We start from the raw sequence: 13,907 nt of genomic DNA on the forward strand, positions 1-13,907 counted from the left end.
TAGTTTTGAATTATTCGAATGATTATTTGACAGCCTCGGTTGGCAGGGCAAGTCATTCCGATCAAATGAAAATTGTACGTCTAAATATCAAAATTGACTTTTTTAAAGAATTTCCTTTTTACTACGATGAGTAAAAACTGTTCACCGCTGACAATCTCAGTAAAGATAAATTAAAAACAAACCTGATTTTCTATGCATAAATGTCCACGTTAAAAAAAACAAATATGAGACCTTACCCGTCGAATTTTAACCCTTAAAAGGCTTTTTGCCATAGCAAAAAGCAATTGATTCATTTCTAAAACAGATCAAAATGAAAGAAAGACTACTTTATTTTTTTACCAGGACAGGCCTTTTGATAATCCTATTGTCCCTCGTATCAGTCACAAATAACGTATATGCACAAGCGGTAAAAGTGCAGGGAATTGTTAAAGATACCGATGGTCCGCTCCCCGGTGTCAGTGTTCTTGCCAAGGGCACCACCATTGGCACAATTACCGATGCAAACGGAAACTACAAACTTGAAGTTGCGCACAATGCCGTTCTGGTATTTACATTCATCGGCTACCTAGCCACAGAAGTGAAACTTGCCGATCAGTCGCCTGAGACTAATGGCATTTTCTCCCTGGATGTAACACTCAATAACGACAATAACAATCTTGATGAAGTCGTAGTCGTTGGTTTTGGTACTCAGAAAAAAGTGAACCTCACCGGCGCAGTAGCAACTGTGGATGCGAAAGCGATTGAAAACAGACCCGTTAGAAATGCTACGCAGGCATTACAGGGTTTGGTGACAGGACTCAACATTTCACAAAACAACGGGTCGCTGGAAAGCAATCCGAGCATTAACATCCGTGGCAATGGAACGATTGGAAACTCTTCTTCGAGCCCGCTGATCATGGTTGACGGGATGGAAGGGTCTTTGAATGCCATTAACCCGCAGGATATAGAAAGTATTTCGGTATTGAAAGATGCTGCCGCAGCAGCTGTTTATGGTTCACGCGCTGCTTTCGGTGTGATCCTGGTTACTACCAAAAGAGGCAAAGCCGGCAAACTGTCTATTAATTACAACAACAGTTTTAGGTCTACCGCACCAGTATTAATGCCTAAAATGATGGACTCATATACTTTTGCGTTGTATTTCAATGACGCCGGACAAAATGGCGGCAGTGCACCGCATTTTAATACCGACCAACTCCAGCGGATCCAGGACTACCAGAGCGGTAAAATCACGACCTCGGTTATAGCCAATCCGAACAATACGCTTTACTGGGCTGACGGTTACGGATACGGTAATGCCAATGTGGATTGGTACAAGGAAATGTTCAGAAGTAAAACTTTGTCTCAGGAGCACAATTTCAGCCTTAGCGGTGGTAATGAGAAAACACAAATTTACATTTCTGGAAACTACATGGGACAGCAAGGTCTTATGAAATTCAATCAGGATGACTTTGCCCGGTATGGTGCAACCGCGAAGATCAACTCAAAATTGTCCGAGGCACTTTCGGTTAATTATTCTTCGCGTTTCATCCGCGAAGATTACAACCGCCCTTCCAACCTGACAAATGGCTTTTATCAGGATCTTGGTCGCCAGGGTTGGCCTACATTGCCTTTATACGATCCCAACGGATATCTTTTCAGTTCGCCTTCCCCTGCGCTGGCAATGCGGGACGGCGGTAAAGACCGCAACCAGACCGACAACCTTTACCAGCAATTGCAGCTGGTGCTAGAACCAGTAAAGGGCTGGAAATCTTTTGCAGAGATCAATTACCGTACCCGCAATGATTTCAGGCACTGGGATATACAGAAAACCTTCAACCATGATGTGAATGGGAGTCCATATGTATACAACAACAATTCGGCTGTGTATGAGTTTGCCAATAAGGAAAATTATTTTAACGCCAACTTGTATTCTGAATATAGCCGTAACATTACTCAGAAGCACTTTTTCAAAATTATGGGCGGGTTTCAGACGGAACTTACCAGATACCACAACCTGGGTGCACAAAGAAATGGTATCCTTGTGCCCTCATTGCCAACGATTGCCACCACCAGCGGTACCGACGCCAATGGCGTTGCGGTTGCTCCTTCGGTTACCGGGGTTTACGATCGCTGGGCTACTGCAGGCTTCTTTGGGCGTCTGAACTATGATTACGACGGCAAGTATCTGCTGGAAGCCAACCTTCGCTATGACGGTTCGTCCCGCTACCGGGCAGAACAACGCTGGAACCTTTTCCCATCTTTTTCCCTGGGGTGGAATCTAGCCAGAGAGCATTTCTTTTCGGACAATATTTCTTTCGTAAATACTTTGAAATTCCGTGGGTCTTACGGCCAGTTAGGAAATCAAAAACCTGCTGATGGTTCGGCTGACTTTTATCCTACTTACGTAACGATGCCGGTAGGCACGGCAAGCGGCTCCTGGCTGATCAACGGCGCAAGGCCCAATACAGCAAGCGCACCCGGATTGATCAGCTCTACCCTGACATGGGAAACCGTCAAAAGTTATGATCTGGGCCTTGACTGGGGAATGTTCGGAAATCGCCTGACCGGAACATTTGACTGGTTCCGCCGCAAGACACTCAACATGGTAGGCCCCGCACCGACACTGCCTGTAATCCTGGGAACTGCGGTACCTCAAACTAACAATACCGACTTACAAACAACCGGTTTCGAGTTCGAGGTGGCCTGGAACGACCGCCTGAAAAACGAATTGGGATATAGCGTGCGCTTACTGCTTTCCGACTATCAAACTACTATTACGCGTTACCCAAATGAAACCAAAGACCTTTCAAGGTACCGTGAAGGTCAAAAAAAGGACGACATCTGGGGTTACACGACCATTGGTATCGCGAAGTCTCAGGAAGAAATGAATTCGCACCTGGCCACACTTGGAAACGGAGGGCAGAGTGCTTTCGGATCGCAATGGGCAGCTGGCGACGTGATGTATGCTGATCTGAATGGTGATGGCCAGATCAACGGTGGCGCAAATACTGAGGATAGTCCGGGCGACTTGCGTAAAATTGGTAACAGCACACCACGTTATACTGTAGGGATGGATCTGAACCTGGACTGGAAAGGTTTCGATTTACGCGCCTTCGTTCAGGGTGTTCTGAAACGTGATTACTGGCAGGGCAGCTACTTCTTCTGGGGCGCGACGGACAACATCTGGTGGTCAACCGGATTTAAGGAACATTCCGACTACTTTCGGGATGATGCAAATCATCCCTTCGGACAGAATCTTGACTCCTATTATCCACGGCCGGTATTTGGGAGTGGTAAAAACCAGCAGGTGCAAACCCGCTACCTTCAGGATGCCTCATACCTCCGCTTAAAAAACCTCCAACTAGGATACACTATTCCACAGGGCATTACCCAAAAGGCAGGAATCCAAAAACTGAGGATCTACTTCTCTGGAGAAAACATCCTGACCAGATCGAAAATAGCGAAAATGTTTGACCCTGAAACTGTGGACGGTGGTTCTGGCGGAAGTGTATACCCACTTTCAAAAGTTTACTCGGCCGGTTTAAGTATTACCCTTTAAAATCAGACACAAAATGAATTTTCTCAGAAATAAAAAAATAAGCGCGTTCGTAGTGGGACTTACTGGATTTCTAGCTGTGTCCTGTAATGATTACCTCGATCAATCACCCCTTTCCAGCATTACACCGGAAGACTATCTTCGCGAAGAGTCGCAGCTTGCGGCTTATGCCGTGGGTGCTTACCCTTCCATCCTTCCCTCTCATGGTAACTGGTCATTCGGAACTTTCGGCACCGACGGCAATACGGATGACATGGCGATACCAGCGTTGGATAATAAATACATACCCGGTTTATGGAGAACGGGGTCGGCAGGCGGAGACTGGGATTTTGCGAATATTTTCCAGATGAATTACTTTTTACAGACGGTGATACCCCGCTTAAAAAGCGGCGAAATTACGGGAACCGATGCCAATATCAGGCATTACATTGGAGAGATTTACTTTCTGAGGGCATTTGAATACTTCAGAAAGTTACAGGCATTGGGAGATTTCCCGATCCTGCGCACCACCCTTCCCGACAATCAGGAAGCATTAACGGCAGCCAGCATTAGAAGCCCGAGAAACGAGGTGGCCCGGTTTATCATTTCGGATCTTGATTCAGCCGCGCTGATGATGCAGAACACTGCGCCTGTGGGCGGTACAAACCGTATTTCAAAAAGAGTCGCACAATTGGTAAAATCACGCGTGGCATTGTATGAAGGTACCTGGCTAAAATATTTCAAAGGAACAGCATACGTTCCGAAAGGACCGGAATGGCCAGGAAGCACCAAGCCGGAAGGCGCATCTTATGCCTTCCCTTCCGGAAGTATCGATGGGGAAATCGACTTTTTCCTGACCCAGGCAATGGCCGCTGCCAAAGAGGTTGCATCCAGTGTACAGCTTGTAAACAATACCGGTATTATTCTGTCGGCAAACAATGAGAATCCATATTTCAATATGTTCAGTGCTGAAAACATGGCGACTTATGGAGAGGTTTTACTATGGAGGCAATACAACAAAACGCTGGTGACCCACAACGTGCCGGTGAACGCACAAGCAGGTAATTATGCTGTGGGACTTACCAGAAGCATGGTTGAGAGTTTTCTGATGGCAAACGGACTACCGATTTACGCGGCAGGAAGTGGTTATAAAGGTGATGACTATATAAACGATGTGCGGGCAGACCGCGACGGCAGGCTCAATTTGTTTCTTAAAGAGCCGGGCCAGAAAAATGTCTTACTTAATCTTGCATTGGGATCACATGCAACAGAAATCGAGCCGACGCCTATGATCTGGGAATCGAGCTACGAGAAAAAATATACGACAGGCTATACGATCCGCAAAGGACTGACCTATGACGCAATTCATTGCGGAAACGGAGCTGGATATACTGGCTCGATCACATTCCGGGCGGCAGAAGCTTACCTGAATTACATCGAGGCGAGCTATGAAAAAAACGGAACACTGGATGGCGATGCGATCAGCTACTGGCAACAGATCCGCAGCCGTGCGAAAGTAAATACTGAAATCGAAAAAACGATTGCTGCAACGCAAATGTCCAAAGAAACAGCTGACTGGGGTGCTTATTCGGCCAATCAGCTTGTTTCTCCAACGTTGTACAACATACGTCGCGAACGTCGTAATGAATTGATGGCCGAAGGATTACGCTTTATGGACCTCAAAAGGTGGAGAGCCATGGACCAGATGATCAACACGCCTTACCACGTAGAAGGGTTCAAACTATGGGGTCCGATGAAAGCATGGTACAACGCTTCACAGTTAGTTTATGGTGGTGCTGTAAGCAATTCAGTAGTTTCCGATCCGGCATTGAGCATTTACCTGAGACCCCATGAAATCAGAAGCAATTCCAATTCTTACAACGGTACCAAATGGGCAATGGCTCACTACCTTAGTCCGATTGCGGCGCAGCACTTCACGCTCACAGCCACAGCCGGAGATGCCACTACTTCGCCGATCTATCAAAATCCAGGCTGGACCACTACAGCCGGAGCTGCTCCAGTCGGATATTAAACCAAAAGCCCTTCTTAGCAGTGCAGTTTTGGCTGCATTGCTAAGAAAGGACTAGCTGCACAGATCATCATGAAAAATTGCATTTGTAACAAAATCAATAAACAAATGACGAACTCCAGAACATTTTTTCTCTTTTTTTTCAGTTTACTTGCTAGTTTATCGGGCTATCGGGCCACGGCGGAAATCCTTGCAGCTGACGCAGAAGCTGATTCCGTTGATATGACGGATCGTATCGTTAATCCAAGCTTCGAGTCAGGTTTTACTGGCTGGATAAACGATGGCCTGGCTACCCAAAACAATGCAGATTTTAACCCGCAAAAAGCGGGTAATACCTATGTGGAAAAATGGGTAGGCACTCCGCCGCTTCCTAACGTGAGCGTGACTCAGAAAATAACCGGGCTGGCTAACGGGCAATATACCCTGCGGATTGGTGCCCAGCATATAACGCAAAATCCATTGAGCCGGCAATCCGGCGGTTTTGTTTTTGGCAATGATGCAAAGAAAGAAGTTGGAGCAAAAGGCGAATATGCTGTTGACTTTCTGGTCATTGACGGCACCGCGACAATTGGGTTTAAAACGGAAAACTCCAAAGCCAACTGGGCCGCCTGCGATAATTTCAGGTTGTATTATAAAGGGGTTGCCACAGATTCTATGAGGGTTAGATTACTAGTCCTGGTTGATTCCGCTACGATTGTGTCAGGTAAAAAAATGCTGAATGCGGACCGGACTGCCCTGGAAAGCGCAGTTACCTCCGCCCAACAAAGTCTATCTCAGAATGCCCCTGGCGACGAAGTCGCCGACCTGATTGTGCAGCTGCAAAATGTGCTCGAAACTGTCAATTTATCAATTGATGCCTACATCAGTTTGCAGAAAGCTATTGACGCAGCTGATATCGTTTATGGTGGCGGAAGTGGTACGGGAGCGGCTACTTTGCTGGAAGTCATCGATAGAAATAAGGTACTGGTCAAAAATCTGGATGCAGCGCTCGAAGACCTTCAAAAGGGTCCCGAAGAAATCAATGCGGCCATTCTGGCCTTCCGGCTTGCTAATGCATCAGTCGCATCGCCTCTTGAAATGACGCAGCATATTATGAACCCAAGCTTTGAATCGTCTTTTACAGGATGGATCAATAATGGCATGGCTACCCAGAGCAATGCAGATTTTAACCCATACAAAGCAGGTAACATTTATGTGGAAAGATGGGTAAGCAGCCCGCCGCTTCCCAATGTAAGCGTGTCCCAGAAAATCGTTGACTTGCCAAACGGGAAATACACATTGAAAATCGGAGCCCAGCATATTGCTCAGAACCCATTGAGTGGGCAACCCGGCGGCTTCGTTTTTGCCAATGATGCACAAACAGAGGTGAAAGAAAAAAGCGAATATGCGGTTGACTTTCTGGTCGTTGACAATACCGCGACCATCGGGTTTAAAACAGAAAACTCCAAAGGTAACTGGGCGGCTTGTGATAATTTCAGATTGTATTACCAGGGTGCAGCCACGGACGCCATCAAAGAAAAACTTGAAGTCCTGGTTGATTCTGCTACGATTGTGTTAAATGAAAAAATGCAGAATGCCAATCGGACGCCGCTTCAAAACGCCGTCAATTCCGGTAACCAAAGCCTTGCAAATAATGCTGAGAATGAATGGCCAGACCGGATTGTCGCATTGCAGAATACGTTAAGTGCAGCCTGGATATCAATTGAGGCTTACAGCAAACTACAAACCGCTGTTGACTCTGCCGTGGCCACATATGGTGACGGCAATGGTAATGGAGCGGCCGATCTACTGGCAGTTATTGACGAAAATGAAGCCCTGGTCGATAATCTCGATGCCGCCCTGGCAGATGTGCAGAAAGCCCCAGAAGAAGTGTATGCAGCTATTTTAGCTTTCCGGGTTGCCAATGCTACGGGTCCCGCGCCTGTGGTAGTAACCGACTCACGCATTGCCCGTGGGGCAACCATGGCGTTTGGTCGCAGTACCATATCCGGAGTTGAGGCCGGTACGATCCGCGAACATGGTTTCTGCTGGAGCACAAGTCCCCTGCCTACTATTTTTGACAATAAGACAACCAGCCATTTCTCGAATAACGGCTTTATTTACCGCATTGAAAACTTGCAGCCTGCAACGGTTTACTACATGCGTGCCTACGCCATAGGTCCGAATTATGTAGTTGGCTACGGCGAGGCTATCAAAGTCACCACCATTCCGAAAGGCAATGTTACTTATCAGTTACAATCCAGCGTAACCGAAAGCGGAGAACATTATCCCCGCATTGCAGGCGCCATAGCATCCGCTGTTGACTATTATAATAATCTGACAAGCATTTCAGGTCACCATCTATCGGTAAACTACCATCCTGGAACGCCTACTGCGGAGGCAAGTTATGGGGGATACATGCAGTTTGGAGCTGGTTTGGGCTACCAGAGAACCGGAACGGCACTTCATGAGATGGCACATACAATAGGGGCCGGGCAGCATTGGATGTGGTACGGGCCCAACTCTCCCCTGAGAGCCGAGGGAACAAGAGGAATGTGGCTGGGCGAACGTGCCAACAAAGTAGTACAGTTTTTAAACAACGACCCTGCGGCATTCATGACTGGCGACGCCGTTCACATGTGGCCATACGGGATCAACGGATCTCAGGAAGATAACAACAGTGCGTTTTTGTATACCGCCAACACACTCATAGTCCAGGCGCTGGGCGAAGATGGTTTACCTCCAACAGGCGGGTTTGCCACACCTGCTTACACATTTGATTGTGATACCTCCAAATATTATATCAAAGTAGAAGATGAAAAACTGGGATTCAATACCTCTTTCCTGGTTGAAAATGAATCTGGGAAACTTGCAAATAAAGTGATATCGGCTACTGATGTGCTCAAAGAGAGTCATGCAGCCTGGTATGTCCAGTTCATTCCGGCAACCGGCTACTACCATATCCGAAATGCCGCTACGGGAAAAATTTTCACCTATCAGGGCGACAATGGCATTGGGTTGACGGCCTCAAACGCGGCCACAACCCAGTCGTTCCAACTGATGGGGGCCCGATACAATACAATGATCGGAGAAGGAGAAAATTCTTTCAGCGCAAAAGCTTACTGGATTGTGAGCCCGCAGCCTAACATGACCCCGCCCACGCTGGGAGCGAATGCCGATGGTGCGCCAAATGTTGTAGCTTTTAACTTTACCGACGCTGCCAAATCCCAACGCTGGTTTTTGCTGACGGGGGAAAATGTGAAATCATTCCAAGCTCTACTGGTTGCACCGTCGGAAATAAAAAACCTGCACATTGCTTCCGGTGATGCGAAAATTATACTGACCTGGGATTCTTCCTTTGGTACAAGTTATGACGTCTTTCGTTCTGAGGCACTGGATGGTACTTATACAAGTGTTGCTGAGAATCTTTCTATTGCCAGATTCGAAGACACAGCCGTTACAAACGGAAAAACGTTCCATTACAAATTAGTGGCTCATAACGACCTTGGCACCAGTCCGGACTCAGATACTTTATCAGGAACTCCTGTTAATGGACAACATCTTCATCTTTCCTTCGATGAGAACAGTGGAAGCACGGCCTACGATGATTGGGGAGGTTATCATGCCCAGTTGAAAAATGGAGCCGCCTGGTCGCCGGGTATGAATGCCTCGTCCAATAGATCCATCTCGAACAGGACAGTTGAATCCGGCCAAAGTGCTGTTGTGCTTTCCGAAACCGACAGGTCCTATCTGCAACTTGATCCAGGCGTCGTAAGTACGCTGTCCGATTTCACATTAGCAGCATGGGTGAAACTGCCGGAAAACTTAAGTGATAATGCCCGCCTGTTTGATTTCGGCTCTGGCACGGATACCTATATGGCTTTCGCTCCAAAAGTCGGCTCGAATGTATGGTACCAGATAAGACACGCGTCTGGTGACTATGCGTTGTTTATCCCTTACACGATTCCTACTAATCAGTGGGTGCATCTGGCCATTGCCCAGCAGGATCAAACTTTCAGGTTTTTTGTAAACGGCAAGCTGATTTTCACCGATCTACAGGCTACTCTAAAACCCTCAGATCTGGGTGTAACCACTCAAAACTATCTGGGACGCTCGCAGTGGTCCAATGACCCTTATAGTAATCAGGCCCTGGAAGATTTCAGAATTTACAACTATGCGCTGTCTGAGCAGCAACTTGTAACGCTGGCTGATGCCAACGCCCTGCCGGTCCGCCTGATATCATTTGAAGGAAAAGCCATTACTGAAGGAAATTACCTGACCTGGCGGACAGCCGAGGAGCTCAATAACGATCACTTTATTGTGGAGCGGGCTTTCAATACCCCTTTGAATTTTCAGGCCATTGCCGAGCTCAAAGGAAAAGGTACAACTTCGCTGCAAAGCGACTATCAATTCATTGATACCCAAGCCTTGGGACGCACGGCCTACTACCGTCTACGACAAGTCGATGTAGACGGCACAACGGATGTAAGCCGGATTATTGCCATTGATAACCGGACATTGCGCCCGCTAATTGCATTTCCAAACCCGGTAACTGACGATATAACGATTGAGCTTCCCGATGTCAGCATCGCGCCCGTACATTATCAGATATTCAGTGTTAATGGACGACTTGTAGCCGAAGACAAACAGTATTTTTCCAATGATGGTAATGTGCGTATCACTACGAGCAAACTACCCACCGGCGTGTATCGGATCAATATTACAAGTCCGATAGATCATTATGGAGTAACGGTAATCAAAAAGTAAATTAAAACAAGCTGCAAAGACCGTCTCAGGATTCAGATCTGAGGCGGCCTTTTATTTTAAAATCTATACGAGTATAAGCAAAATAGCTCACCTTTCTGCGTTGAATTCGTTGAGTCAGGAAGGAAATGGAATTAATAGGTACAAAATTTGTGGTTAACAGAATTCGAACGACTAATTTGGGCGAATTCACTCAGGCTAACCAAAAACACACCATGTACAACTGCGGGCAAATTGTTAGTCTTACACGAATTGTTGACAAGCGTTACAATTTTGGTCTAAGGCTTTTGAAATAAGCAAGTATACTTAGAAGCATAATCACATCACATTACTCTCCCACTCAAAAATTTCTCTCAGTTACTGGTGACTACATAATTTGTCTCACTTACTTTATTTTGGGACATCCTTTCAAACGCCCAAAATAGAAATGCTGATAATGAAATCTTTGTCGTTATCAGTTCTGAGAAGAGTAGCCTCTGCCAAGGTTTGAAATATGAAGAGGGACTACCATCTGATAAATCAACTTGAAAACCAATCCGTACTTTTTAAAATATCCGGCTCCAATTAACGATCAACCCCTGCGTTGATAATAAAGGACTTGCCAAAATAGTAGTTTTTCCCTATGACTGCTTTTATCTGATAGCCGGTTCCCCATAGGGTTTCCGGTCAGCATAATTGGGATATGCACTAGATTCGAAACCGGAATTTTAACTACAAGAAAATGAACAAACATTGTTTTACCTTTTTTCTCGCAGCTTTGTCAACTGTCGTAGCCGCATGGGCACAGGTGGAAAAGTCGGCGATTAAGGACGACTTTAAACCGTCAGAACTCAATCAACCTGGTCAGGAATATCCGCAGGTGAATTCTCAGAGATATGTCCGGTTCCGCATCAAAGCACCGCAGGCCGATAGTGTAAAGGTAAGCCTTGGACTGGGCGGCAGGGGCGGCACCAAACTCACAAAAGATCCGGAAGGTTTTTTTTCCGGAACCACCGAAGGACCCATGGACGAGGGTTTCCACTATTACCACCTTAATGTTGATGGAGGGACATTTAATGATCCGGGCACACTGAACTATTACGGCTCGATTCGCTGGGAAAGCGGCATTGAGATCCCTGCTCACGATCAGAACTTTTATCAGCTGAAGAGTGTACCGCACGGCCATGTGCAACAGATATTGTTCCCCTCTAAAAGTACAGGCACTTCCCGTCGTGCATTTGTTTATACCCCTCCCGGATATGAAAAAGGAAACAAACGCTACCCGGTACTGTACCTTCAACATGGATGGGGAGAAGATGAAACTGCCTGGAGCAACCAGGGCCGTGCAAACCTGATTATGGACAACCTGATTGCAGATGGCAAAATTCAGCCGTTCATAATTGTGATGACATATGGCATGACGAATGAGGTTAAAATGGGAAAGATCAGAGAATTTAAGATCGAACCTTTTCAGACCGTATTGGTTGACGAGCTTATCCCGTATGTAGACGCTACTTACAAAACATTAGCCAGCCGTGACAAACGCGCAATGGCAGGCCTTTCAATGGGAGGAATGGAAACTCGGACCATTACGCTAAACAAGCCAGACCTTTTCGGATACTATGCACTACTCAGCGGAGGTGTATATTCACCTGAAGATCTAAAAGACAAAACCAAGCCTAAACTTATTTTTCTCAGTGCAGGTAGTAAAGAGAAACCCGACGCAGTGAGAAATGCGGCTAACGCCCTTAAAACCGCCGGATATAATTCGGTTTCATACGTTTCCGAAGGCACAGCACATGAATTTCTTACCTGGCGCCGCAGCCTGTATCAGATGGCTCCCCTTCTGTTTAAGTAGTAATCCTAACAAATCTGTCAATCTCATGCAACACCCTCCACATTTACAACATAGGGTATTAAGTTTGCAAAGCACGACATTAAGCTTGGCAATGTAATAATTGGAATCATAGGGGCTCTGGTTGGCAGATGGTTAGCACAATTTCCAGGCGTCGGGGGGAGGCAGATTAGCCTGGCATATAATTGTCGCCGATATCGGAGGATGGATCATGCTTCTTAATTACAAGAGTCGGACCAAAATTCGATAACGGCGGGCAGATACAGACAAACGCAATTGTACATTCTATTGAGCAGATGTCTACTGGTGAATGCGCTGATCTAACCAGCAAGATTTGTGACCAATACGAAAAGGTCAAATGTGAATTTGGCTTTTAAATGAAGATTTATGGGGATTAATGTACGTACGATTCGGCCAATGGCCCGTATCAACCATTGTAAAAGCCGATCTGCACCCAAAAAGGTCCGGGTTGCTGCAGTTTTAGTCCGAATGATTACCTTCGTTCAAAACGCGGCTCAACCAGTTATGAAAAAATACAACCCGGCACTTGGCTTACTCATTGCCACTTTTTTAACTATTGCTCTTTTGCCAATCAGGATTTCAGAAGGCCAGGGAAAGGATCTTAATAACTTAATCGGGTCCGAAGTTGTGATCTGGGCCTTGTGCTTTACCTCCTGGTGCGGTACTTACTTTATACAATTGCAACTGAAGCTGCGCAAATGGCAAAAGATCGTTCTTTCTCTCGTGTTATGCGCCGTGCTGTCGAACTTATTTTATCATACATCAAACCCGTTCTTTGAAGATTATCCGCTGACTCCCATGCGGCAGTATCCATTAGCTTTTGCTACGCTGCGTCTTTCGATACGCGGCTTATTAATGGGCCTGATAATCGTCCCAATTGCATTTCTCTTTGAAAATGAGCGCCAGTTACATAAAGCAGAACTTGATGCTGAAAGGCAACGCATAAGAGTATCTGAGGAGCAAAACAGGTTACTTGAATCGGTAGTCAGCGAGCGTACCAGGACCATTGAAAATACACTTTCTGCACTAAAAGAATCGGAAAGTAAACTTGATAATCAAGTCTATATGCTATCCCGTTTGGTAGCTTCGGTGACACATGATGTGAGTTCCCCATTAAATTATGTGATCATAGTTGCAAATAAAATAAATCAGCATTTGGAAACAGGGCGGTTAGAAGAGGCAGGCCAGTACGGCCAAGAGCTTCATAAAACATTGATCAGCATGTCCGTTTTCATGAATAATCTTCTAGAATTCACCAAAACGCAGGTGCGAAACGAATCCATTCTGCTAACACAGGTTGACCTGCCGGCGCTTATCAGCGAAAAAATCAGGCTATTTGAAGGAATAATCAGTCAGAAAAACAACAAACTTTTTGTCGATATGGACAGGAAGTTAGTCATCCACACCAATTATAACCTACTCGGGGTAATCCTTCACAACCTTCTTGATAACGCTACCCGATATACCCAGGATGGAATTATTTCGATAAGAATCGAAATAGAGGACAGCAGCAACAAACTGATCATTAAAAATAGTGTCCAAACAGTTACAGAAACATTATCAAGCTATCCGGAAAATAGTGCCGGATCACAAAATTGGAAACAGAGACCAGAGCCAAACGAAAAGCAGGGTATTGGTCTGATCCTGGTCAAAAATATATGTGCGCTGCTCAGTATCGAGTTTTCAGCCGAGCTCTCAGCCGAAGTTGCAACTGCCGAGTTGACTTTTATTGAAAGAAAGAACCCTGTTTCTTAATCTTAAAAATT

At 46.0% G+C, this 13,907-nt stretch carries 5 protein-coding genes; all 5 read left to right on the forward strand.

Annotated elements, in window-relative coordinates; genetic code table 11:
- The first annotated feature begins 310 nt into the window (after positions 1–310).
- A complete protein-coding gene (locus tag AC1XUO_RS27115) occupies positions 311–3,538 on the forward strand; it encodes a SusC/RagA family TonB-linked outer membrane protein (protein WP_483332973.1) in 3,228 nt (1,075 codons plus the stop codon).
- Between the two features lie 13 nt (positions 3,539–3,551).
- Positions 3,552–5,546 (forward strand): RagB/SusD family nutrient uptake outer membrane protein, encoded by a 1,995-nt coding sequence (locus AC1XUO_RS27120; RefSeq protein WP_483332974.1) that lies wholly within the window; start codon positions 3,552–3,554, stop codon positions 5,544–5,546.
- A gap of 105 nt (positions 5,547–5,651) precedes the next feature.
- On the forward strand, positions 5,652–10,289 hold the full coding sequence (locus AC1XUO_RS27125; RefSeq protein WP_483332975.1) for a T9SS type A sorting domain-containing protein: 4,638 nt from the start codon (positions 5,652–5,654) through the stop codon (positions 10,287–10,289).
- A 718-nt stretch (positions 10,290–11,007) separates the two neighbouring features.
- Positions 11,008–12,123 (forward strand): alpha/beta hydrolase-fold protein, encoded by a 1,116-nt coding sequence (locus tag AC1XUO_RS27130; protein ID WP_483332976.1) that lies wholly within the window; start codon positions 11,008–11,010, stop codon positions 12,121–12,123.
- Positions 12,124–12,645: 522 nt separating this feature from the next.
- Positions 12,646–13,896, forward strand: coding sequence for a sensor histidine kinase (locus AC1XUO_RS27135; protein ID WP_483332977.1), 1,251 nt, complete (start codon positions 12,646–12,648; stop codon positions 13,894–13,896).
- The last annotated feature ends 11 nt before the right edge of the window (positions 13,897–13,907 follow it).

The sequence above is a fragment of the Dyadobacter sp. HNCC25DJ186 genome (assembly GCF_056895235.1).